Source organism: Variovorax sp. UC74_104 (assembly GCF_044055375.1).
GTDB lineage: Bacteria > Pseudomonadota > Gammaproteobacteria > Burkholderiales > Burkholderiaceae_C > Variovorax.
The window spans coordinates 4,700,440-4,724,176 of the sequence record NZ_CP171978.1 but is presented as its reverse complement, the minus strand read 5'-3'; the positions used below and the strand labels follow the sequence as shown (position 1 = coordinate 4,724,176).

The window sequence follows — 23,737 nt, the reverse complement described above, 5'->3', positions numbered from 1 at the left end:
CGGTTGTTATCAGTCTGGTGAGCCCGGGGAGTTTAAAGAACTCAGGTTTCGCTCCACTTCCTCAGAAGGTTGTGATACGTGCCCGTGAGCGTGCGGCGCGCCGATTCGTCGGCGCCGCTCTGGTTGAGGCGCTGGATCGCGTTGTCCATGTCGAACAGGAGCGCGCGGTCGCCGGCGTCGCGCACGAGGCTCTGCACCCAGAAGAAGCATGCGAGCCGCACGCCGCGCGTGATGGGCGTGACCTGATGCAGGCTGGTGGCGGGGTAGAGCACCATGTCGCCGGCCGAGAGCTTCACCGTCTGCATGCCGTGCGTGTCTTCCATCTGCAGCTCGCCGCCGTCGTAGCTGTCGGCCTCCGACAGGAAGATGGTGGCCGAGAGATCGGTGCGCAGCTTGCGGCCGGTGCGCGGGTCGATGCGCACGCCGCCGTCCACGTGCAGGCCGAAGCGCATGCCCTCGCCGTAGCGGTTGAACATCGGCGGGTACAGCAGGTTGGGCAGCGCGGCGCTGATGAAGGTGGGGTGGCGCTCCAGCGCGCTCGCCACGATGGACTGGCATTCGAACGCGACCTGCGAGCCTTCGTCGATCTGCTGGTTGAGCTTGACCGGCGCGCCCTGGTGGCCCGCGGTGACGCGGCCGTCGACCCATGCGTCGCCCGCGGCTTCCAGGCGCGAGCGGATTGCCGCGAGCGCCTCGCGGTCGAGGATGCCGGGAATGCAGACCAGCATGTTGTGTCGAGTGCTCCTCTGAAGCTCAGAGCCGGTAGGTGAACGACAGCGTGGCGGCACGGCCCGAGCCCGGCACCGCGCGGCCGCCGTCCGAGGGGATCAGCGCGTCGTAGTAGCGCCGGTTGGCCAGGTTGAACAGGTTCAGCCGGATGTCGTACTTCGGCTGATGGTAAGCGAGCATCGCGTCCAGCCGCACATAGCCGCCGACCTGCACTAGGTCCGTGTTGTTGGCGAATCGCTTCGCGCTGTAGGTGGTGCCGCCGCCGATCTCCCACTCGGGTGTGATCGCGTAGGTCGCCCACAGGCTGGCCGCGTCCTTCGGCGTGTTGGCGGGCACCTTGCCGAGCGTGCCGGGAGCGATGCCGTCGACGATGGTCGCGTCCAGGTGCGTGTAGGCGCCGAACAGCTGCAGCTTGTCGGTGACACGGCCTGCGACGCCTGCGCGCGCGCCGTTCACGCGCACGGTGCCGGTCGCGCTGTAGGTGCCGTCGCTGTTCTGCGAGCGCGCATTCGTCTGCGTGATCTGGAAGGCCGCGGCGGTCAGCGAGAGGTTGCCGTCGTTGAAGTCCCACTTGCCGCCGAGCTCGTAGGCCTTGTTCTTCTGCGGCGGCAGCGGCTGCGTGGCGCCGGTGGTGGCCACGAGCTGCTCGAGCGAGGGGTTGAACGAGGTGCTGTACGACACGTAGTACGACTGCTCTGGCGTTGGCTGCCAGATCGCGCCGGCGCGCACGCTGGTGAAGTCGACCGTCTGGCTCTCGGTGGCGAGCGTGGTCGCGGTCGGGACGGTGTTGTAGATGCGTGCGCTGTAGTGGTCCTGCCGCACGCCGGCCACCAGTTTCCACTGCGGGGTCAGCTCGATGGTGTCGTTCACATAGCCGGCCACGGTGGTCGCGTGCGCGGTGGCCAGGTTGCCGGGCAGCGAAGGCGCCGTGGCTGGCGTGTCGCCCTGGTAGGGCGCGAGCAGCGGCGAGCATGTCGCGTAGCCGCTGGTGCCGCCGGCCGGGTTCAGCGCCACGCCCGCGCAGCTGCCGTTGCGGTAGTAGGCCTGGTTGGCGTAGGTGTCGTGGCCCAGTTCCAGGCCTGCGAGCAGCGTGTGCTTGACGGAGCCGGTGGCGAACTTCGTGTTGAACTCGGTCAGGTTGAACAGCGACTTGTCGCGGATCCTGCGGTCATGGCTCTGCTGGCGCACCCAGAGGCTGCTCAGCGGCAGCGTCGAGAACGCGGCCCCCGGCGCGGCCGTGGTGCCGGTGGAAAACGGCGTGAACACGCCCTTGGCCGACAGCGTGCCGATGCTCTGCGGCGCGGTCTCGCGCGCATCGGTGGTCACATCGTTGTATTGCGTCTGGTTGCGGATCGAGGTGTCGGGCGTGAGCTTGTGCTGCACCACCGCGCTGAAGGCCTGGATGTCGGAGATCGTGCGGTCGTCGCTGAAGCCGTAGGCCGTGTCGCGGTCGACCTTTGCCGGACGGCCGTTCAGCGGTGGCAGGCCGTAGTCGGGCTGGTCGCGGTTGTGTTGCACCAGCGCCGAGAGCGTGACCTGCGTGGGCGTGTTGATGCCGAACTTCAGCGAGGCGTCGAGGCCGAAGTCCTTCAGCTTCGTCTGCTCGCGCGTGCTGGCGTCGCCCTGCTGGCCCATGGCCGCGATGCGGAAGGCCGAGGTGTCGGACATCGGGCGGTTGACGTCGATGGTCGAGCGCACGAGGCCGGTGGTGCTCGCCGACACCGACACTTCGCCCGCGGGCGTGAGCGAAGGCTTCTTCGTGACCTGGTTGATCACGCCGCCGGTGGAGCCGCGCCCGAACAGCATCGAAGACGGGCCCATCAGCACCTCGACCGATTCGAGCGCGAAGGTGTCGCGGTAGTACTGCGCGCGGTCGCGGGCGCCGTCGAGGTAGATATCGGTGCGCGCCGAGAAGCCGTTGAGGTTGATGTTGGTGCCGATTTGCCCGCCCTCGGCACCGCCGATCGTCAGGCCCGGCACGTTGCGCAACGCACTCGCCAGCGAGGTCGCACCCTGCGACTGCATCACCGCCTGGTTGATCACCGTGATGGACTGCGGCGCATCGCGCAGGTCGGCCGGCAGGCGGCTCAGCGACGAGGCGTTGGCGCCGAAGCTGTCCTTGTCCTGCGTGCCCTGGACCTGGACTTCGCGCAGCGTGCCTGGGACGGAGGTACCCGGGGCCGGGGAGGGCCGGGCAGCTTGTTCCTGTTGTGGCTGCTGCGGTTGTTGCTGGGCGAAGGCGGCGGGAAGGGGAGCGGCGCACAGGCCGATCAGGGCAAGTGCGACCGGCGTGCGGCGACGCGAGGGAAGGGAGGTGCTGGTCATCGTGGAATCTCGGAAGGTGCAGGCAAAAGCGCACCGGCCGGGATTCTGACTGCGAATGACTCTCGTTTGTGGCTTGCGTCTGCGCGGTGTCTGGCCGAGGAGACAGCTTGCCGTCTTTACCTTGTAGGTCAGGTGGAAGACAGGTTTTGGAGTGGTTGCAACGCGCATGGAGAACCGATCGACCTGCGACTTCGGTCGCGCAAAGCCGTTGTGGATGCCTCGTATCTGTGCCACCTTGTAACGGCGCTGCGGCACACTGTCGGCCGACGTTCCGCAAACAGCTTTCTTCGATGACGACGACCACTACTTCGCTCCAGACTTCCGCCGAAAACGTGCGCCAGGCGATCCGCGCAGCCACCACGGGGCTCATCGGCCGTGAGCAGCTGGCGGAGCTGATCGTCCTTTCCGCCGTGGCCCAGGAGCACCTGCTGGTGGTCGGGCCGCCCGGCACTGCGAAAAGTGCTGTGGTGCGGCGGGTGGCGCAGAGCCTGGGTGGCCGGTACTTCGAGTACCTGTTGGGGCGCTTTACCGAGCCGTCCGAGCTTTTCGGTCCGGTGGACCTGAACAAGCTGCGCGCCGGCACGGTCGAGACCGACGTGAGCGGCATGCTGCCCGAGGCCGACGTGGCCTTCCTCGACGAGGTGTTTCTGGGCTCGACCGCCATTCTCAACACGCTCCTCGGGGTGCTCAACGAGCGCCGGTTCCGGCGCGGCCACACCCAGCTGCATTGCCCGTTGCGCGTCTGCGTGGGTGCGGCCAACGCGTTGCCCGACGACGAAGGCCTGGCGGCATTCGGAGACCGTTTTCTGCTGCACGTGTTCATCGAGCCGTTGCCCGATCACCAGCTAGAAGCCATGCTGAGCGGTGGCTGGCAATCGGACCATGCGCCGGTGGCCGCTGGCAGTGCGCTGGCCGATCTCGACGTGCTCTGCCGGCAGCTCAGGCAGGTTGACCTCGGCGGCGTGCAGCCTGCCTTGGCCAATGCCATCCGCAAGCTGCGGCAGGCCGGCGTGCAGTTGTCGGACCGGCGCATCGTCAAGTCGCAGCGGCTGCTGGCTGCCGCCGCCGTCCTGGCCGGCCGGCTTCACACGACGGAGGCCGATCTCTGGCCCCTGCTTTACGTGCTTCCTACGCAGGAGGCTCAGCAGAGCGCTCGCGACGTGCTGCGCGATGCTTTCGCCAACGCCATGCACCCCCATCTGTTGAGCGCGGTGGAAGAGGCAACCTTGCAGCCGCTGTCGCGAGCCGTGCGGTTGGCCGAAACCGCGCGCGCCTGCCTGGATGCCGAACCTGGGGTGGCACGCTCGCAAGCCGAAAGCGTGCTGCGCGAGATCGACGCCAATTTCAGCAGCGAACTGCTGCCGGAGTCCCTGACCGCGCTGCGCGCCCAACTCGTCGACCGCCTGGCCACCGCCGCATGAGCGCCATGGTGCCCATCGAATGGCACTGGCGTCAGCGCGCCGAGCCTTTGCCGGCACGAGCCGCGGTGGCGTGGGGCGCGGCGGCGCGTGCATTGCATGGGAGGCTGTCACAACTCTCGCCGGAGCAGCAATCCGGGCTGTCCGCCATGGCCGCACCCGAGCTGTTGATGGTGACGGGGGCTGCCGATGTCCTGCCTTGGGTCGATGGCATCGCCTATGCCGGGCCGACTCCCGATGCCCCAGGCCTGTGGCTGCCCACGCTGGAAACGCCCGACCTGCCGCTGGACCTGATCGCCCGGAGCCTGTTGCGCGAGCACCCGACGCGGCAACCGTTGCTCTTGTGGCCCCGGCCGGCGCTCGTGCTGCCGCTCGACCGGCTGCTGCCGCTGTCAGCTGCGTTGCTCGTGCGCATTTCCGCACTTTGGGACGGCACCCGCGCATGAGCACGATCACCGAACTTCCGGACGCCTTGAAGCCCTGGAGCTCCTGGCTCGCTTGGTTCTCACCCGAGATGGCCGTCGAGATCGGCGCGTTGGCGCAGCGGATGCAGCCGCTGCTGGGCCGGTTTCGCGGCCAGATGCGCGGAGGCGTGCCGGAGCCCGATGGGCTGGGCGACCTGCGCCGCCGCGGGCCCTACGAGCGCTTGCTGGCCACAGAATGGCTGCTGGCCGACGAACTGCCCGATGAGTTCCTGCGCCGCGCGGCTTCCAGCGAGCATCTGTTCCTGGCGCCGCGCCCGATGGCCCGCGAGGCCGAGAAAAGCATCGTCGCGATCTTCGACGCCGGGCCGCGGCAGTTCGGTGCGCCGCGCTTGGGTCAGCTTGCGCTCTGGATGCTGCTGGCGCGGCGGGCGGCGCAGATCGGCGGCGTGTTCCAGTGGGGCGTCCTGCAACTGCCGGGCGGCCTGGACGGTGCGGACAACGTGAAGCAACTGCGTTCGCTGCTCAAGGCGCGCGACTTCGAGGTCGGCACCTCTGCACATGTGGAAGCCTGGCGCGAAGTGCTTGCCGGGCTGGATCGAGTGCCGGGCGAGAGTTGGCTTGTCGGCGCCGCGCCGGCGGAGCAACCCACCGACGAACGCTGGACCAGCCACCGCGTGTGCCTGCAGCGTGCGGTGCTGGGCGACGTGCTCGAGGTTTCGCTGAGCGACAGCGGCGGATTGCGGCGCGCCCAGTTGCCGCTGCCGTCAGTCAAGGCCGGCGTTGCGCTGCTGCGCGGCGAATTCACGCAGAGGGCGCTGGCCACTCTGCATCGGCGTCACCGTGGCCGTATTTCGTTGCAGCGCCCGCCAGTCATCTCTCCGTCCGGCACGCACGTGGCTGTGCAATTGCTCGACGAGCCGGGGATGTTGGTATTTGCGGTGCCTTCCGACGGGCAGCGCAAGACGGCCAAGCCCAAGTACCAGTACTGGAGCCAGATGCTGGTGCCGTTGGCGGTCCTGCTTCTGGGCAAGCGTACGGGGGCGTTGCTGAGCTACGAGCGTTCGATGTACTTCTGGCAGGTGCCTGGACTGGGCAACTTCGTCGCTCCCGAGGTCGATGAGTTCCGTGCGCCGCCGGGTTTGGCGGTCTGGCTGCCCGCCGCATGGCTGCACGACACGCTGCATCAGCGCGTCTGCATGATCGACCGCGACGGCAGGCTCGTGATGTGGAATGCGGTGCAGGGTGTCAATCCGAACCCCGAAGGCGGTGCGCCGACGCTGGTCGAGCGCAAGGTCGTGGGCATGCTGCAATGGTCCGAACTCGGCGTGGTCTACGCAGCCATCCATGACAACCAGCTTGTGCTGCGACGCCTGGGCGCGACGGACGGGCCGGCGTCGGTTCAGGTGATTGCCACCGGCATCCGCGAACCCCGGGTGCTGTTTGCCAACAGCTGGCAGTGGCGGCACGGCGTCGGTGGCTTGGCCCTGCGCGTTGCGACCGGGCCTCATGATGTCTGGCGCATTCATCAGCCCGATCCGGATTCCACCGGTCGGCAGGGCAATCGGTGCCCACAGAAGTGGAAGATCTTCGAAATACGAGCGCCGCGCGCCGAGGCGCTGATCGACGATGCCGCGCACAACCGCTATGCGCTGTTGAGCCTGTCGCCATCGCTGGACGGGTTGGACCTGCACACGCAGGCCGGCACCGAAACGATCTACAAGGCGCCCGAGCGCATCGAGCGGATCAGCGTGTCGGCCTGCACCGGCGTGGCCGTCATGCTGACGGTGCACAAGAAAATCATCGTCTACGCCGTGCCTCAGCGGGCGCTGCGCGCAGTGATGCATGGCGAAGGAGCGAGCAGCGATGCCAAGCCTGCCTGAATTCCTTGCGATGCCCGCTGCGCAGGTGCGCCATCCTTTGCTCAAGGGGCGGCAGCCGGTGGCCGGGCTCTGGTTTCCGTCGGGCTGGTTCGGCACGGCCGAGCGCGCCCGCCGCATCGTCGAGGCCTGGCATGCCGGTGCCCAGGCGTTCCGTTTCGCCGAGGGTGATCTGTTGCGCTTCGCGGCACCGGTGTCGCTGGACTGCGACGAGGTCATCGGCTGGCCACTGCGCAGGGAAGGACAGGCGCTGTGCTCGGCGGAACTCGATCCCGCCGAGCGCGCTGTATTGCCGCCGGTCGATGTCTGGCTGGTGCATGGCGGCGAGGTGCAGGCTCTGCGGCTCGCGGAAGCGGAACTGCTCGATCCATCGCTCTGGCTGGCCCCCAATCCGGTCTTGCTCGATACCTTCGATTGCCGCGAGATCCTGCCCGAGCCCGTCGTGCTCGATGCCGATGGGCGCACGCTGCGCGAGGTGCTCGGCGATGCCGTGCCGCCTGCCAGCGCTGCGCAGACAGAGTTCCTTCAGGCGATGGCCGAGCGCGCGCGGCGGGAGCAAGCGTTGAGGCAGGTCGACACCGGGCGAGGCACGAGCCTGGGTAGCGGCCATCATCGTCGCGACGGTGGCTCCGGCATCTCGATGCGCGCAGTGGCTTGGTTGGTCGGTATCGCGGCAGCGTTGTTCTTCGCGCGGGCACTGTTCCATGGACTGGAAGGCTCGCCGACCACATCGCTGCCCGGAACGCCGGCGAGAACCCATGTGGCGAGTTCGCAGGTCGATGCATCCGGCTTGTGGCTGTCGCTGATCGTGTTCGGACTGGTGGCGGTGCTTGCGTGGTGGGGGCGTGTCCTGAACGCGCGAGACCCGAGGCGTGCAATGGGGGGGCGGGCGACCGAGACCTGTGCCGAAGCCGGTCGCAACGCCAACGAAGCCGCTCATCAAGCAACGCGGCACCGCGCGGCCGAGTCGCTCCCGCTGGCGGGATTGGGCGGCTCGCCTTGCGATTACCTCGCGGTTATCCCGGCTGCTGGGCCGCCAGCAGGCTGCCTACCTGAATCGCATGCTCAAGATGTTCGACGACGGCGACCTCAAGCAGGCGCTGCGCCACGCGATTCCGCTCGGCGGCGGCGCTGAGTCGCTCGGACAAGCCTTTGGCCCGCTGGGCCCGCGCAGCGACCTCTCGCTGAGCGGGTCGCTGGGGCAGACGACCAGCATCGACTTCGGCAACGAGTTCGAGACCCACCTGCGCCAGCTTTACCGCAAGACCTACGAGAAGCTGGATCGCGAAGGCCGTATCGACGAAGCCGTATTCGTGCTGGCGGAGTTGCTGCAGGTGCGCCAGGAGGCGCTCGACTATCTCGAAAAGCATCAGCGCCACTCGCAGGCCGCCGAACTGGCGCTCGCGTGGGACTGGCCGCCGCCCGTCATTGTCCGCCTGCTGTGCCTGTCAGGCGATTGGCGCCGCGCGCTCGCCGTTGCGCGGCGCGACAACGCGTTCGGCAACGCCGTCGTGCAGATGCAGGAACGCTGGCCCGACGCGGCCAACCGCCTGCGCGAGGAATGGGGCCAGGCGCTGGCGCAGCAGGGCGAGTGGCTGAAGGCAGTCGATGCCGTCTGGCCGGTGGTTGCGCTGCGCGAGCAGGCTGCCGCATGGTTGCTGGCCGCCGAGGCAGCGGGGGGGCATCTGGCGGCTCGTGCGCTCGTGCAGCGCGCATTGCTGCTGCCCGACACCCTGCAGGCCTGCACGGCCCGGCTGCAATCGCTGCGTGACGATCCGCTGCTGCACGGCGAGCGCGCCGCGCTGGCTGCCGCGCTGACCGCCGTATCGGAACACACCGAGGCCTCGCGCGGACTGGTGGCTGTGCTGATGCCCGCGCTGCTGGCCGACCAGTCCCAGGGGCGCGGTCGGCTGGACAGGAAGTCGTTGCTGTCGCTGGTGCGGCTGAGCGCCGACACGCTTCTGCAAGCCGATCTTCCAGGAGGCGAACTGCCGGGCGCTGAAGCTAGCCCGCTGGCCCGGAAATCCGCAGTGCTGGCGTTCGAAGCGCCTGCCGCGGGTGCGCATGCGGTGCTCGATGTCGTGCTGCTCGACGAGGGGCGCTACCTCGTCGCGATCGGCGAGGCTGGCGCGCTGATAGTCGACCCGGCGGGTCGGGTTCTGGCCCGCTTTGCCGTGCCGGCCTACCGGCTGGTGGCGGCCCACAGCGCGCAGGTCGTGCTCGCGCTGGCCTCCCGAGACGGCTTGTGGCGGGTGAGCCGGGTCGACCTGGTGCAGCGGGAAATCAGCGACCTCGGACTGAGCGACATCGAACACTTCGCCAGCGAGTTCGACGGCATCGGCTGGACCGTGGCACGCGGGCGGCGCGTCCAGGTGATCGACACCGGCAAGTCGCTGCAGGACGTGCTCTGGCAGGTAAGCGACCTGCCGGGTGTCGTGGCGGCGCTGTCGGCCACGCGGACCATCGAACAGTTCATCGTCGAGGACGACGTTCTGGGGCCGTGCCTGTGGCGCTATCAATGCCCGCAGCGCCGCCTGCTGAGCCGCGAGCCTCTTGCGGTTGCGGGCAGTTCGGTGTCGCTGCGGCTTCTGCATCCGCAACTGGGGGTCGTGAGCCTGCGCGGCGAGCCTCGGGATGACGGGCTGTTCGAGCTGAGCTGGGAGGGCCTGAACGGAATGAATGGTCGGGCCAGCCTGCCCGTCCCGGATCCCAGCGGATTGCAGTCATGGATCGACAGCGACTGGATGCTGCTGCGCCTGCCAGGGCCGACGCACGACGTGTCGGTGCGCCAACTGCGCGGCGGCAGCGTCAAGGCATCGATTTCCTGGCCCGTGGAGGCCGCAGTTCGTGCGCGTGCTGTACCGAACGGCTGGCTGCTCTTCGACGATCAGGGTCGCGTGCTGCACCTCGACACCGAGCGCAGCACGGCGGCGAGCTTCGCCATCCGCTGAGTCACTTCCAGGGCGTAGGCGCCGGCACCTCGCACACCGGCTCCACGTCGACACTCTTGAAATCCGCCGGCGAGACGATCTCCAGGTACTCCATGTCCGGCGAGTAGTCGAACAGGAAGTGCCGGATACCCGGGCGCTGGTGCACCACGTCGCCGGCCTCGACCAGGGTTTCCTTGTCCTCGTACATGAAGCGGGCCCAGCCCTTGACCATGATCACGATCTGGAAGTCCGCCTCATGGCGGTGCCAGCCGGTGCCCGTTTCCGGTGCCATGTTGGCCTTGACCAGATGCGCGATCACCTTGCCGTTGGTGGCTTCTGCCACGCCCAGGTCGCGGTAGAGGAAAAAGTCACGCAAACCACCCGATACGAACTCGGTGTCGCCGGGCTTCACATGGGAGAACTGGGTGGCGGTACGGTCCAGCATGGGGCGCTCCTTCGCAGGTGGTTGGTGTTGCAGTGCAGCACGCATAAAGCGTTCCCGGGCCGGGCCGGCGGCGAGCGATTCAGCGGCTCGCGAAGCCGTCGGTCGCGCGCAGCAGCCGGTCGAGGATGCCGGGCTCCGAGTAGGCATGCCCCGCGCCCTCGATCAGGTGAAACTCCGCCTCGGGCCAGGCCTTGTGCAGCGCCCAGGCGTAGCGCGCGGGGCAGGGCATGTCGTAGCGGCCGTGCACGATCACGCCGGGAATGCCGTGCAGCCGGTGCGCGTCGCGCAGCAGCTGGCCCTGCTCGAGCCAGGCGTCGTGCACGAAGTAGTGGTTCTCCAGCCGCGCGAAGGCCAGTGCGAAATGATCTTCGGCGTGCGCCTGTGCAATCGACGGGCTCGGCAGCAGCGTAATGGTCTCGGCCTCCCACACGCTCCAAGCGCGTGCCGCCTCGATGCGCGCCACCGGGTCGTCTCCGGTGAGCTGCTTGCGGTAGGCGGCGATCATGTCGCCGCGCTCGGCCTCGGGAATGGGCGCCTGGAACTTCTCCCACTTGTCGGGGAACATCTCCGACACGCCGAACTGGTAGTACCACTGCAGCTCCGCACGGGTCACGGTATAGATGCCGCGAAGCACCAGTTCGCTCACGTGCTCGGGGTGCTTCTGTGCGTAGGCGAGGGCGAGCGTGGAGCCCCACGAGCCGCCGAACACCAGCCACTTGTCGACGCCGGCACGCTCGCGCAGGCGCTCGATGTCGGCGACCAGGTGCCAGGTCGTGTTGGCTTCCAGGCCGGCATGCGGCAGCGATCGGCCGCAGCCGCGCTGGTCGAACAGCGTCAGGTCGTAGCGCGCGGGATCGAACAGCCGGCGGTGCTCCGGCGAGATGCCGCCGCCGGGGCCGCCGTGCAGGAACACGGCCGGCTTCGCGCCGGGCGTGCCGCAGCGCTCGTAGTAGATCTGGTGGCCGTCGCCCACGTCGAGCATGCCGCTTTCGTAGGGCTCGATCGGGGGATAGGGCTGGCGCAGTTCGGTCATCGGGTGCTTCCTCTGTCTGATCGTGACGGATCCCGCATCGTCGCATGGCGGGAAATATCGGCTTGACGAGTGCCGGGGCCTTCCAGATACTCAACCACATGGTTCAGTCAACTGCCCAACCCGAAGCCGAAGCCGACGCCGATGCCCTCGACGCAGTCTTCGCCGCGCTCTCCGATTCCACCCGGCGCGCCGTGCTCGAAGCCCTGGGCGAACGCAGCCTCAGCGTGACCGAGTTGGCCGGGCCGCACGACATGTCCCTCACCGGCTTCATGAAGCACCTGCGCGTGCTGGAAGACGCGGGCCTGATCTCCCGCACGAAGGAGGGCCGCATCGTGCGCTGCGAGCTGTCGCCCCGGCCCATGCAGGAGGCCGCCGTGTGGCTGTCGCGGTACGAGAAATTCTGGACCGGGCGCCTCGATGCATTGGCGCGCTTTCTCTATCACCAGGAGGAGACCGAATGGAAAACCCTTCCGCCCGAGGTACCGGGCGTCCCTCGCTCACCCTCAGGCGGCACTTCCGCGTCTCGCCCGACAAGGTCTGGCGCGCGTGGACCGACCCGCAGGCGCTGAAGCTCTGGTTCGGGCCCGAGGAAATCGTCTCGGTGCCGATCGCCGAGGTCGACCTGCGCGTGGGCGGCCGCTTCCGCGTGGCCATGCTGGCCGATGACGGCGAGACGCACGACGTGAGCGGCACGTATCTCGAGATCGTTCCGAACCGCAAGCTGGTCTTCAGCTGGGCCTGGCGCAGCACGCCGGAGCGCGAGTCGCGCGTCACCCTGAGCATCGAGCCCGATGCCGAGGGCTGCGAGCTGGTGCTGCTTCACGAGCAGTTCTTCGACGAAGCCGCGCGCGACGCCCACGAGCACGGCTGGACCGGCGCGCTCGTCAAGCTGCAGACCTGGCTGAGCCTTGCCGCCTGAACCGCCGACAACAAAAGGACGAACGAAGAACGAATGAAGAACACCTCGCCACCGGCTCGCGCCACGATGCGCGAATGGACCGGCCTGGCCGTCATAGCGCTGCCCTGCATGCTCTATTCGATGGATCTCACGGTGCTCAACCTCGCGATCCCGTCGATCAGCGAGGAGCTCAAGCCCACGGCCTCGCAGCTGCTGTGGATCGTCGATATCTACGGCTTCTTCGTGGCCGGACTGCTGGTCACCATGGGAACGCTGGGCGACCGCATCGGCCGGCGTCGCCTGCTGCTGATCGGCGCGGCGGCGTTCGGCACCGCCTCGGTGCTCGCGGCGTTCTCGACCAGCGCCAACATGCTCATCGCGACGCGGGCGCTGCTCGGCGTGGCGGGCGCGACGCTGGCACCGTCCACGCTCTCGCTGATCCGCAACATGTTCCTCGACCCGGGGCAGCGCACCGTCGCCATCGGCGTGTGGATCTCGAGCTATTCGGCCGGCGCCGTCATCGGCCCGGTGCTGGGCGGCGTGCTGCTGCAGTTCTTTCCGTGGGGCTCGGTGTTCCTGATCGGCGTGCCGGTGATGGTGCTGCTGCTGGTGCTCGGACCGCTGCTGCTGCCCGAATACCGCGACCCCGATGCGGCCCGGCTCGACCTGGCCAGCGTGGCGCTCTCTCTGGGCGCGGTGCTGCCGGTGATCTACGGCGTGAAGCAGATCGCGGAGCACGGGCCGCACCTGGTGCCGGCGCTGTCGATCTCGCTGGGCCTGGCCCTGGGCTGGGTGTTCGTGCGCCGGCAGAAACGGCTGGCCGACCCGATGATCGACCTGGGCCTGTTCCGCCTGCCGGCCTTCACCGTCTCGCTCGGCGCCTACATGCTGGCCTGCTTCGTGATGTTCGGCATCTTCCTCTACAACGCCCAGTACCTGCAGCTGGTTCTGGGGCTGTCGCCGCTGCATGCCGGTCTGTGGAGCATGCCCGGGGCGGGGGCTTTCATCGTCGGCTCCATGGTCGTTCCGGCGCTGGTGCGGCGCATGCGCCCGGCCTTCGTGATGGGCGGCGGGCTGGCGGTGGCGGCGCTGGGTTTCGGCATGCTGGTGGTGCTGCCCGCGCAGGACGGGCTGGCCTGGATGGTGGGCAGCGCGGTCATCTCCTCGCTCGGGCTGGCACCGGTTTTCACGCTGGCGACCGACCTGGTCGTGGGCAGCGCGCCGCCGGAGCGCGCGGGCGTGGCCTCGGCGATCTCCGAGACCAGCTCGGAATTCGGCGGGGCGCTGGGCATCGCGATCCTCGGCGCCATCGGGGCCGCCATCTATCGCAATGCCATGGCTGATGCAGCGCCCGCGGGCCTGGTGGGCGCGTCCGAGGTGGAGGCCGCCCGCAGCACGCTGGGCGGGGCGGTCGCGCTGGCCGGGCAGATCGGCGGGAGCGCAGGCGCCGAGTTGCTCGACGCGGGCCGGGTTGCCCTGCTGCGCGGCATTCGGCTCACGGCCGGAGTCAGCGCGGCGGTGCTGCTGTTCGTGGCGGGGCTGGTGGCGATCCGGCTGCGCGGCGCGGGCAGTGCCGGGCAGGCGCACCCTGGGGATGCCCCGGGTGCCGCCGCATTGCCGGAGCGTTGACGAGACCCCATACTGGGGCTCCCACGACGCGACCACCGGAGCCTTCCATGAGCAACGAACTGCGCAAGAAGCTGCATGACCTGGCCGAACTCTGCGACAACACCAGCGACCCGCAGACCAGGGCCATCATCGAGGCGATCCGGCTGCAGACGGCGGTGCTGAACGAGCGGCTGTTCTCCATCGAGCTGCAGGTGGCGGCCCTGTCCAAGCGCCTCGAAAACACGACCGACTGAGGGGCGGCCGCTTTGTTGGGATAATCCCCGCCATGAGCGGCAACACCTTCGGAAATCTCTTCGCGGTCACCAATTTCGGCGAGTCGCATGGCCCGGCCATCGGCTGCGTCATCGACGGCTGCCCCCCGGGCATGGAACTCAGCGAGGCCGACATCCAAGGCGACCTGGACCGCCGCCGCCCAGGCACCAGTCGCCACGTCACCCAGCGCAACGAGCCCGACGCGGTGCAGATCCTTTCGGGCGTATACGAAGGCAAGACCACCGGCACGCCCATCGCGCTGCTGATCCAGAACACCGACCAGCGCAGCAAGGACTACGGGCAGATCGCCCAGCAGTTCCGCCCGGGCCACGCCGACTTCACCTACTTCAAGAAATACGGCATCCGCGACCCGCGCGGCGGCGGGCGCTCTTCGGCGCGGCTGACCGCGCCCATGGTGGCCGCCGGCGCGGTCGCCAAGAAATGGCTGGCCGAGAAGTACGGCATGGTGTTTCGCGGCTGCATGACGCAGATCGGCGAGATCGCCATTCCCTTCGAGAGCTGGGACCACGTGCCCAACAACCCCTTCTTCGCCCCCATCGCCGACGTGAGCGCGCTGGAGGACTACATGGACCGCCTGCGCAAGGCCGGCGACTCGTGCGGCGCGCGACTTCGCGTCACCGCGACGAACGTGCCCGTGGGCCTGGGCGAGCCGCTCTTCGACAAGCTCGACGCCGAGATCGCCTACGCCATGATGGGCATCAACGCGGTGAAGGCGGTGGAGATCGGCGCCGGCTTCGACAGCGTCACCCAGCGCGGCACCACGCACGGCGACTCGATCACGCCCACCGGCTTCGTCACCAACAACGCGGGCGGCATCCTGGGCGGCATCAGCTCGGGGCAAGACCTCGAAGTGAGCATCGCGATCAAGCCCACCAGCTCGATCATCAGCCCGCGCCAGTCCATCGACATCCACAACAACCCCGTCGAGGTCGTCACCAAGGGCCGCCACGACCCGTGCGTGGGCATCCGCGCGACGCCCATTGCCGAGGCCATGCTGGCGCTGGTGGTGATCGAGCACGTGCTGCGCAACCGTGCGCAGTGCGGCGACGTGCCCCAAGGGGCCCTGGGCAGCAAGACGGAAGCCGCTTCGCCGCAGGCGTCTTTCCTCTAGTGTCCGAGCCGCCACCAGTGGCCGCCGCCAGACGCGGCCACCTGCTGGCGTTCGCTGGCCTTTCGGCCAGCTATTTCGCGCACATCGGTTTCTTCAACCCCTACCTGCCGCTCTGGCTGAAGGACCTGGGGCTGCCGATCTTCACCATCAGCCTGCTGGCTTCGGTGCAGTCGATCACGCGCGTGTTCGCGCCCTATGCCTGGGGTGCGCTCAGCGACCACACGGGGCAGCGCGTGAAGCTGCTGCGCTTCAGCGCGGCGGTGGCGCTGGCGAGTTCCTTCGGGCTGTGGTGGAACGGCGGCGCATGGTGGCTCGCGCTGGTGCTGCTGGTGATGTTCACGCACACCAGTTCGATGATGTCGCTCACCGAAGCCGCCGTGGCGCAGCTGGTTGCCGGCGACTGGGGGCGCTACGGGCGCATCCGGCTGTGCGGCTCGGCCGGTTTCCTGCTCACCGTGTTCGTGGCGGGCGAGTGGTTCGACCGCTTCGGCATGAAGCACTTTCCGGCATGGGCGGGCGGCACGCTGGCCATCGTGCTGATCGCGACGATGAAGCTGCCCGACGTGCGCGAGCCGCCCGCCGCGCATGACGCGGTGAAGGAGCCCATCGGGCCGGTGCTGCGCAATCCGGCCGTGCAGTGGTTCTTCGCTGCGCTGTTCTTCCAGGTGATGTCGCACTTCTCGGTGTACGCCTTCTTCTCGCTCTACCTCGATTCGATCGGCTACGGCAAGAGCACCATCGGCCTGTTGTGGGCCCTGTCGGTGGTGGCGGAGATCGTTTGGTTCTTCCTGCAGGGCAGGCTCATCGGCCTGATGACGATGCCGCGCTGGATGCTGGTGTGCAGCGTCGCCGCCGTCGCGCGGCTTGGGCTGACGGCCGGGCTGGGCAGCTGGATCGCGGCCCTCGTCCTGGCGCAGTGGCTGCATGCGCTGAGCTTCGCGGCGCATCACACGACCTGCATCGCGGTGGTGTCGCGGCGATTCCCCGGTCATCTGCGCGGGCGAGGGCAGGCGCTGTTCACCGTCATCGGCTACGGCTTCGGGGGAGTGCTGGGCGTCTTGCTTGGCGGTGCTGTTGCGCAGGCCTTCGGCTATCGCACGATGTTTACGGCTGCCACCTTGTTGGCGGTGCTCGGCAGCCTGTGTGCGTGGCGGGTGGTGAAGCTGGATCGGATGGAGCGCGCGGCAAGGGTCTGAGCTGACCTCCCGACAAAGTGTCATGGGCCTTACATGCTCACGTCACCTCGGATTTTTACGCTGCGCGCTCCGTAACCTTTTCTCCTAATTTCTCATGTCCGTTTCCGACGAATCGCGCGGCGCGAATGCGCCGCGCATCTCTTCGCCTGTCCAATCGAACGCTGCCGAACAGAACAACGACAACAACAGCAGCAACACGGCACCGCGCCGCCAGGTGCTCAAGCTCGGCGCCTCGCTTCTTACGGTCGGCGGCAGCGGGGCCTTGCTCGCGGCATGCGGCGGCGGCGGTGGTGGCGGCACGCCTGTTCTCCCGCTTCCAGCTGCGGCTCCGGCTCCGGCTCCGGCGCCCGCGCCGGCCGCAACGCCAGCTCCGCCGGCGGCGGTCGCCAAGATCTTCGAGCTTCTCGATCGCCGTGATGCCCGACACCCAGTTCTACGCCCGCTACGCCACGGCAGCCGAGAGCGACCAGTACAACAAGCGCTTCGGCAGCGCGCCCTTCGCCGCGCAGACCAAGTGGATCGCCGACAACGCCAAGGGCCTGAACATCCCGTTCACCATCCACCTCGGCGACGTGGTCGATCAGGTCGGCAAGCCCGACCAGTGGAAGGTGGCCGATGCCGCCATGAAGATCCTCGAGGACGCGAAGCTGCCCTACAGCGTGCTCGCCGGCAACCACGACGTGCTGCGGGACATCGACTACAGCGTCGATCCCTCGGGCGGCACCGACAAGGACCGCACTCCCGCCAACGAGCCCTACATCCAGTGGTTCGGCACCGAGCGCGCGAAGAAGCAGGCAACCTTCGGTGCGCGCGATACCAGCGGTTTCCACGAGTACCACGTGTTCGAAGCTCAGGGCCAGAAGTTCATGGTGCTGTCGCTGTCGTGGCGCATCTCCGACGCCGGCATTGCATGGGCACGCCAGGTGATCGCGAAGAACCCGACGCTGCCCGTAATCTTGGTGAACCACCAGTTGCTCAATATCGCTCCCGACGGCACCAGCCCGCTCGAAACCGACTACGGCAAGATGCTGTGGGACAAGCTGATCCGCGACAACGACCAGATCTTCATGACGCTCAACGGCCATCACCACGGCGCTGCGCATCTCACGAAGATCAACGACTTCGGCCACAAGGTCGAGGAGATGGTGGTCGACTACCAGATGGCCTACCAGGGCGGCAACGGCCTGATGCGCCTCTACGAATTCGACCTGACCAACAAGAAGATCAAGGTGCTGTCGTTCTCGCCCTGGGTTCCGCAGAAGCCGGCGGCCACGCTCAATAGCTTCGACCAGGCGGTGCTCACCACGCCGAACGAAGCCTTCACCATCGACATGGACTTCGCCCAGCGCTTCTCGGGCTTCAACAAGAGCTTCGGTACCGGCAGCGCCACTATCGAGGGCTCGCTGGTCGACAAGGCCCGTTCGATGATCCTTGCCAACTACAAGGAACCGGCGACGACCGTGCAGCGACCCGCAACGAATTCGGATGACTACCCCAAGGTGGCGAATACGCTGGCGCACTGGCGCTTCTTCGGGGGTACGGCTAACCAGCCGGTGCTGCCCGGCACTGTCATCGCCGATGTCACGGGCAACAACCCGCTGCACCGTGATGCGCTCAATCAGGGCGGCGTGGTCGGGGCGACCGATGGCGACATCGTTTGGACCGACGACCGCCACTACCTCTCGGCCGCGCCGGGCTCCGTGCGTTTCCTGAACACCAACAAGAACACGCCGCGCCTGAGCTACTTCCTCACCGAGACGACGGCGTCGATCAATGCGCAGACGCTGGAGAACGGCTACACGATCGAAGCCTTTATCAAGATCGACAAGAGCTGGACCAGCGCCAACCAAGCCTGGATGAACATCATGACGCGTGATGGCAAGCGCGGCGATCTGGCGGGCTTCTCGGGCGGCGATCCGGAGTCGCCGCCGATGCTGTTCGCCATATCGAGCCTGCGCGAAGTGCAGTGGGAGGTGACCCCGAGCCCGGCTGGAACCCGCGCGCCCAAGGCCAACTGGTCGGGCGAAGTCATCGCCGACCGCTGGGTGCACATTGCCATCGTGAACGACTCGGTGTCGCACGACACCACGATGTATGTCGAAGGTGCGCCGGTGCTGCGCAACGCCTCGGCCATTCCTGGCTTGGCCACGCTCTCGGCCACTGCACCGTGGGTCGTTGGCGGTGGGTCGTGGGACGGCGCTCGTGCCGACGGTTTCTTCGGCAACATCGGCGAGATCCGAGTCGTGGCGGCAGCGCTGACCCCGGCTCAGTGGCTCACGGCACGCAAGCCCGCCTGAAGCTTCGGCCCTCCCTCTGACCGCGATGCGGGAAGGCCGGCTGCCTATTTTTTCTTGCCGGTCTTTCCCGCCTTCACTGCCTTCGCTGCACCCTTGCCGTTCTCCTTCTCGAAAATCGCAAAGTACTCCGAAGCCAGTTTCCGCAGCGACCGCCCGATGTTCGCGTAGTCGTATTCGTTGAGGTTCGCCAGCGACACGCGCCCCGACGCATGCTTGCCGCCGAAGCCGCGTCCCGGCAGCAGCACGATGCTGGTCTCCTCCGCGATGCGAAAGAGAGCCTCGTTCGGCTGCAGCTTCGTCACGATCCATTTGCCGAAGCGCTCGCCATGCATCTGCGTGGCGATCTCCTGAAGGTCGAGCAGGTGGTAGTAGCTCACCGAATTGGGGTCGAGCTCCAGCGGCAGGCCAAGCTCGCGGTACAGCGCTTCCTTGCGGCGCAGGACGATGCGCTTCATCGACTTCTTGTACGCCTCGGGCTCGTCCATCAGACAGAACAGCGAGAACATCACCATCTGCGCCTGCACGGGCGTCGAGAGGCCGGCCGTGTGGTTCAGCGCCACGGTGCGGCTGTCGGCCACCAGCCGGTCGATGAACTTCAGCTTGCGCGGCTCGGTGGTGATCGAGCTGTAGCGCGCATCGAGTTCCTTCAGCTGCGCCTCGGGCAATTGCGCGATCCTGCGGTCGATGATGTTGTCCTCGTGCGTGGCCACCACGCCCATGCGCCAGCCGGTCGCACCGAAATACTTGGAGAACGAATACACCAGGATCGTGTTGTGCGGGCAGATCGCGAAGAGCGAGCGGAAGTCGTCGGCGAAGGTGCCGTACACGTCGTCGGTGAGGATGATGAGGTCCGGCCGCTGCTTCACGATGTCCGCGATGTAGCCCAGCACCTCGTCGCTGATCTTCACCGAGGGCGGGTTGCTCGGATTGCACAGGAAGAAGGCCTTGACCTTCGGATCGAGCAGCTTCTGCAGCTCTTTCTTCGTGAACTGCCAGCCGTTCTCCGAAGGCGCGTCGATCAGCGCCTCGATGAGCTGGTAGTCGTTCAGGTGCGGAATCTCGATGTACGGCGTGAAGATCGGCATGCCCAGCGCGATGGTGTCGCCCGCTTGTAGCAGCAGGTTCTCGCGCAGGCTGTTGAACAGGTAGGTCATGGCGGCCGTGCCGCCTTCCACCGCGTACATGTCGAAGTTGCCCACGAAGGGATGCGTGCCGATCATCTCCTGGTGGATGTACTTGCCCACGATGATCTCGCTCAGGCGCAGCATGCGGTCAGGCACCGGGTAGTTGCAGCCGAGGATGGCCTCGCACATCTCGTAGATGAAGTCGCCGGCCGACAGGCCCAGCTGGTCGCGCACGTACGACACGGCCGCCTCGATGAAGCGCACGCCGGGTTCGCCCTCGTGTGCCTTGGTGAAAATCTCGAAGCGCGCCTCGATACCCTCGCGCTGCGGAAAGCCGCCCACGCCGTCCATGTAGATGTAGGAGCGCTCGCTCTCGGTCATCGCGAAGAGGCCGAACTGGAAGAAGCCATGGCGCGGCGTGGTCGCCAGGAAGTTCGGATTGCCGCGCCCTGCGTTCAGCATCAGCCGGTCGCTCTGCCGGGCCACCTGGATGAGGGCATCCTTCAGTTCGAAGGGGCTCAAGCCGCCGAGTTTTTTCACGTCGCTGAAATCCATTGGATGCTCCTGTTTGAAGGGATGAGAAAAAGAAGGAAGGCAGGCCGTCGCATTCAAACGAGCGCGACGATCAGCGGCCCGAGCAGCGTGAGAAACACGTTCGCCAGCGCATAGGTGATGGCGAAGGGCACGGTGGGAATCGAGTTCTCGGCCTTGTCCAGCACCTCGCCGAAGGCCGGGTTGGCGCTGCGGGAGCCGCTCAGCGCACCGGCGAAGACGGCCGTGTTGCCGTAGCGCAGCACGTAGCGGCCGAAGAGCATGGTCAGCAGCATCGGCACGATGGTCACGACCACGCCCACGCCGAAGATGGTCAGGCCCAGCTGCTTGATGGTCTGCACGGCCTGCAGGCCCGACGACAGCCCCACCACCACGACGAAGCCCGCGAGGCCCAGATCCTTCAGCAGTTGCACCGCGCTCGGGGGCAGGGCGCCGAAGGTCTGGCGCTTCGCGCGGTACCAGCCGAAGAGCAGGCCCGACAGCAGCGCGCCGCCGCCCGCGCCCAGCGTCAGCGGGATGCTGCCGATCTTCACGCTCAGCAAGCCGACCAGCAGCCCCACGACGAGGCCGGCCCCGAGGTAGACGAAGTCGGTTTTCGCGCTCGGCACGATCACGTCGCCGACGATGGCGGCCACACGCTTCACGTCCTGTTCGGAGCCAAAGATCGACACAAGGTCGCCGGTCTGCACCACGGTATCGGGCTTCATCGGCAGCACCTTGCCCATGCGGCTCAGCTGCACCACGAAGATGCCGTGGCGCACGCCGCCGGCGGTGGCCTTGCGGATCTCGTCGACCGTCTTCCGGTCGAAATCCTTGTTGGTCAGCACGATCTCGCGCTTGTGCATGGTGAGCTCCATGCCGTCGACCGCGTAGACCTCCTTGCCCAGCAGCGGCGCGCTGGCCACCACCGCGTCGCGCCGGCCGACGGCCAGCACGATGTCGCCCTTGTGCAGCACGAGCTCGGGGCTCACTTCGACGAACTTGCCGTCGCGCTTCACGCGCTCGATGGTGATGGTCGTGGCCGGGTTGGCGTTCTCGATGTCGGCGACGGTGCGCTTCGGCTCGGCCGTGAGTTCGTAGATGCGGCCCACCAGCGAGGGGGCGGCTTCCTCCTGGTCGGGGCCCAGCACCTTCACGCCGGCCTGCTGCGCGGTCTCGGCCGCGATGGCGTCGTCGCGGATGGTGCGGCCCATGAACTTGGGCAGGATGTTGACGCACACGATGATCGCGCCGAAGGAGCCAAACACGTAGGTCACCGCATAGCCGATGGCCACGTTGGCCTGCAGCCGCGCGGTTTCGGCGGCATCGAGCCCGAGCTTGCCGATGGCGTCTCCCGCCGTGCCGATGATGGCCGACTGCGTGAGGCCGCCCGCGGCCACGCCCGCTGCAAGGCCCTTGTCGAGTTCGCAGAGCCTGGCCATCACCACCACGGTGGCGAGGCCCGTGGCCGCCATCACCGCGGCCAGGATGATCTCCTTCACCGATTGCCTGCCGAGCGAACTGAAGAACTGCGGCCCGCTCTCGAAGCCCACCGCGTAGATGAAGAGGGCGAAGAGCACCGCCTTCACGCCGTTGTCGACCTGCACGCCGACCTGGCTCACCAGCACCGCCACCAGCAGCGAGCCGGCCACGCCGCCGAGCTGGAACTTGCCGAACTTGATCTTGCCGATCCAGTAGCCGACGGCCAGCGAGAGAAATAGCGCCATTTCGGGCGACTTCTTGAAGAGTTCGTGCAGCCATTCCATGGGTCGGGTTCCTTTCGGGTTCTTGACGTTGCTCAAGCTCATTTCGCCGCGTGCGCCACCAGTCCGGCCAGTGCCACGATGAGCGGGCCCATCAGCGGCAGCACCACGTTCGAAATCGCGTAGGTGATCGTGTAGCCCAGCAGCGGCGTTGCGTTGCCGGCGGCGTTCTGCACGGCGCTGAGCGCCGGCGTGCTGCACTGCTGGCCTGCGATGGCGCCCAGCAGAACGGGTGCATCGAGCTTGAGCAGCCGGTGGCCGACGAAGAGCGAGATGCACGCCGGCACCACAGCGACGGCCACGCCCACCAGCGGCAGCGCGATGCCGAATTTCTTGACGAGCGCCAGCGCCTGCGGCCCGGAAGCGAGGCCGACGCAGGCGATGAAGGTGGCCAGGCCCAGGTCCTTCATCAGTGCCAGGGCTTCGGGTGGCACGCTCAGGCGATGCGGGTTCTTCGACTGGTACCAGCCGAAGATCAGCCCCGTGAGCAGCGCGCCGCCGCCCGTGCCCAGCGAGAACGGAATGCCGCCCAGCTTGACGCTGAAGCCTCCGATGAACACGCCCAGCAGGATGCCCATGGCCGCGTAGCTGATGTTGCTGTGCGTGGATTCGACGACGCGGTCGCCGATGAGCGGCACCGCCCGCGCCACTTCGAGCACCGGGCCGTAGAGCTTGAGCACGTCGCCGCGCTGCAGCTTCACGTCGTGCAGCAGCGGCATCGCGTTGCCGTCGCGCTCGAGGCCGACGATCTGCACGCCCGGCGGAAGCGGCGCCCCGAGCTCGTGCAGTTCGCGCCCGAACCATTCGCGCCGGCCGACCACCACCTCGGTGGTCTCGACCACCGCATCGAAGGCCGTGGTGTTGGCGAACTCGCGGCCAAGCAGCTCGGCCACGTTCACCAGCACGCTGCGGCGCCCGATGGCGAGCACCTCGTCGAAGGCCTGCAGCCTGAGCGTGGGCTCCACCGCCAGGTTCTGCCCGCGCCGCACGACCTGCTCGATGCTGGCGTGGCCTTCGAAGATGGCCGCCAGCTCGCCCATCGTGCCGGCCGCGGCCGACGGTGACGAGGAACACGCGCCCGATCATCTCGGGCGTGGCCGAAGCCGCGTCGGGCTCGTCGCCTCCGCCGCCCATCTCTTTCCAGAGCCGGTCGGCTTCGGCGCGCAGGTCCACCCGCAGCAGCAGCGGAAAGACCTGGCTGGTGGCCACCACGATCGCGATCAGCCCGAACACGTAGGTGATGGAGTAGGCCGTGACCACGTTGGCCTGCAGCTGCCGGATGTCGGACAGCGGCAGCGCTAGCTTGGAGATGGCGTCGGTCGCGGTGCCCACCACCGCCGATTCGGTTGCCGCGCCGGCCATGAGGCCGGCGGCGGTGCCCTGGTCGAGCGAGAGGAAGATGGTGGCGCCGAGCACCAGCGCCAGCACCGCAACCACTTCGACCAGGCAGAGCAGCCCCAGCCGCAGCCCCTTGGCATCGAGGTTCGCGAAGAACTGGGGGCCGCCCGCATAGCCGAGCGCGAAGATGAAAAGCATGAAGAACACGTTCTTCACGCCGTCGTCGAGATGGATGCCGAGTTGCCCGACGACCAGCGCGGCGATCAACGTGCCGCAGATGCCCCCGAGCTGGATCGGGCCGAAGCGGATCTGGCCGATCGCGTAGCCGATGGCGAGCACCAGGAATAGCGCGATCTCGGGCTGGCTTTTAAGAATTGCAACCAGATCGTGAAGCA

General features: G+C 67.5%; 20 protein-coding genes and 1 pseudogene. 13 read left to right on the top strand and 8 right to left on the bottom strand.

Features of this window, described 5'->3' with window-relative positions:
* Positions 1 to 41 precede the first annotated feature (41 nt).
* Positions 42 to 728 (bottom strand): Fe2+-dependent dioxygenase, encoded by a 687-nt coding sequence (locus ACHMXA_RS22205; protein WP_176668274.1) that lies wholly within the window; start codon positions 726 to 728, stop codon positions 42 to 44.
* 25 nt (positions 729 to 753) lie between these two features.
* Entirely contained in the window at positions 754 to 3,054 is a 2,301-nt protein-coding gene (locus ACHMXA_RS22200) for a TonB-dependent receptor (RefSeq protein WP_395316374.1), read from the bottom strand.
* A 290-nt stretch (positions 3,055 to 3,344) separates the two neighbouring features.
* On the opposite strand from ACHMXA_RS22200, the gene ACHMXA_RS22195 reads away from it, so the two are divergent.
* The 5 genes from ACHMXA_RS22195 to ACHMXA_RS22175 are packed head-to-tail and all read left to right on the top strand — an operon-like array spanning position 3,345 to position 9,725.
* Entirely contained in the window at positions 3,345 to 4,475 is a 1,131-nt protein-coding gene (locus ACHMXA_RS22195) for an AAA family ATPase (RefSeq protein ID WP_176668276.1), read from the top strand.
* Positions 4,472 to 4,918 (top strand): hypothetical protein, encoded by a 447-nt coding sequence (locus tag ACHMXA_RS22190; RefSeq protein ID WP_176668277.1) that lies wholly within the window; start codon positions 4,472 to 4,474, stop codon positions 4,916 to 4,918. The genes ACHMXA_RS22195 and ACHMXA_RS22190 overlap by 4 nt, the downstream gene beginning before the upstream one ends.
* Positions 4,915 to 6,777, top strand: coding sequence for a hypothetical protein (locus ACHMXA_RS22185; RefSeq protein ID WP_176668278.1), 1,863 nt, complete (start codon positions 4,915 to 4,917; stop codon positions 6,775 to 6,777). Before ACHMXA_RS22190 ends, ACHMXA_RS22185 begins: the two co-directional genes overlap by 4 nt.
* Positions 6,761 to 7,909: a bpX6 domain-containing protein gene (locus ACHMXA_RS22180; protein WP_395316373.1), complete on the top strand. Its 1,149-nt coding sequence runs from the start codon at positions 6,761 to 6,763 to the stop codon at positions 7,907 to 7,909. Before ACHMXA_RS22185 ends, ACHMXA_RS22180 begins: the two co-directional genes overlap by 17 nt.
* Positions 7,836 to 9,725, top strand: a complete 1,890-nt coding sequence (locus ACHMXA_RS22175; protein ID WP_395316372.1) for a hypothetical protein — start codon at positions 7,836 to 7,838, stop codon at positions 9,723 to 9,725. Before ACHMXA_RS22180 ends, ACHMXA_RS22175 begins: the two co-directional genes overlap by 74 nt.
* A gap of 1 nt (position 9,726) precedes the next feature.
* Here the strand turns inward: ACHMXA_RS22175 and ACHMXA_RS22170 are convergent, their stop codons facing one another.
* Positions 9,727 to 10,149, bottom strand: coding sequence for a cupin domain-containing protein (locus ACHMXA_RS22170; protein ID WP_093201273.1), 423 nt, complete (start codon positions 10,147 to 10,149; stop codon positions 9,727 to 9,729).
* A 79-nt stretch (positions 10,150 to 10,228) separates the two neighbouring features.
* Entirely contained in the window at positions 10,229 to 11,182 is a 954-nt protein-coding gene (gene pip / locus ACHMXA_RS22165) for a prolyl aminopeptidase (protein WP_176668280.1), read from the bottom strand.
* A gap of 98 nt (positions 11,183 to 11,280) precedes the next feature.
* Between pip and ACHMXA_RS22160 the strand changes: the two genes are divergently transcribed.
* The 7 genes from ACHMXA_RS22160 (at position 11,281) to ACHMXA_RS22130 (ending at position 18,586) form a co-directional block, all read left to right on the top strand.
* On the top strand, positions 11,281 to 11,751 hold the full coding sequence (locus ACHMXA_RS22160; protein WP_176668281.1) for a helix-turn-helix transcriptional regulator: 471 nt from the start codon (positions 11,281 to 11,283) through the stop codon (positions 11,749 to 11,751).
* Entirely contained in the window at positions 11,640 to 12,101 is a 462-nt protein-coding gene (locus tag ACHMXA_RS22155) for an SRPBCC domain-containing protein (protein ID WP_176668282.1), read from the top strand. Before ACHMXA_RS22160 ends, ACHMXA_RS22155 begins: the two co-directional genes overlap by 112 nt.
* A 33-nt stretch (positions 12,102 to 12,134) precedes the next feature.
* Entirely contained in the window at positions 12,135 to 13,709 is a 1,575-nt protein-coding gene (locus tag ACHMXA_RS22150) for an MFS transporter (protein WP_176668283.1), read from the top strand.
* A gap of 47 nt (positions 13,710 to 13,756) precedes the next feature.
* Positions 13,757 to 13,942 (top strand): hypothetical protein, encoded by a 186-nt coding sequence (locus ACHMXA_RS22145; RefSeq protein ID WP_176668284.1) that lies wholly within the window; start codon positions 13,757 to 13,759, stop codon positions 13,940 to 13,942.
* Positions 13,943 to 13,974: 32 nt separating this feature from the next.
* Positions 13,975 to 15,093, top strand: a complete 1,119-nt coding sequence (aroC, locus tag ACHMXA_RS22140; RefSeq protein ID WP_176668285.1) for a chorismate synthase — start codon at positions 13,975 to 13,977, stop codon at positions 15,091 to 15,093.
* 17 nt (positions 15,094 to 15,110) lie between these two features.
* Entirely contained in the window at positions 15,111 to 16,289 is a 1,179-nt protein-coding gene (locus ACHMXA_RS22135; protein ID WP_395316371.1) for an MFS transporter, read from the top strand.
* A 416-nt stretch (positions 16,290 to 16,705) separates the two neighbouring features.
* Positions 16,706 to 18,586 carry a LamG-like jellyroll fold domain-containing protein gene (locus ACHMXA_RS22130; protein WP_395316370.1) on the top strand — a complete coding sequence of 627 codons (1,881 nt, stop codon included), beginning with the start codon at positions 16,706 to 16,708 and terminating at the stop codon, positions 18,584 to 18,586.
* A 44-nt stretch (positions 18,587 to 18,630) separates the two neighbouring features.
* Here ACHMXA_RS22130 and ACHMXA_RS22125 read toward each other — a convergent pair whose 3' ends face one another.
* From ACHMXA_RS22125 to ACHMXA_RS22115, 3 genes are read right to left on the bottom strand one after another with little or no spacing between them, the layout of a single operon-like run.
* Positions 18,631 to 20,265, bottom strand: coding sequence for a bifunctional aspartate transaminase/aspartate 4-decarboxylase (locus ACHMXA_RS22125; RefSeq protein WP_176668288.1), 1,635 nt, complete (start codon positions 20,263 to 20,265; stop codon positions 18,631 to 18,633).
* A 53-nt stretch (positions 20,266 to 20,318) separates the two neighbouring features.
* Complete coding sequence (gene aspT / locus ACHMXA_RS22120) at positions 20,319 to 22,007, bottom strand: aspartate-alanine antiporter (RefSeq protein WP_176668289.1); 1,689 nt, start codon at positions 22,005 to 22,007, stop codon at positions 20,319 to 20,321.
* A gap of 38 nt (positions 22,008 to 22,045) precedes the next feature.
* Positions 22,046 to 23,044, bottom strand: coding sequence for a hypothetical protein (locus ACHMXA_RS22115; protein WP_395321349.1), 999 nt, complete (start codon positions 23,042 to 23,044; stop codon positions 22,046 to 22,048).
* 20 nt (positions 23,045 to 23,064) lie between these two features.
* On the opposite strand from ACHMXA_RS22115, the gene ACHMXA_RS22110 reads away from it, so the two are divergent.
* The gene (locus ACHMXA_RS22110) at positions 23,065 to 23,241 is read left to right on the top strand and encodes a hypothetical protein (RefSeq protein WP_395321424.1); all 177 of its coding nucleotides are present in this window, start codon (positions 23,065 to 23,067) and stop codon (positions 23,239 to 23,241) included.
* Between the two features lie 23 nt (positions 23,242 to 23,264).
* Here ACHMXA_RS22110 and ACHMXA_RS22105 read toward each other — a convergent pair.
* Positions 23,265 to 23,681 (bottom strand): annotated as a pseudogene (locus tag ACHMXA_RS22105) (aspartate-alanine antiporter); the annotation flags it as partial.
* Positions 23,682 to 23,737: the final 56 nt, after the last annotated feature.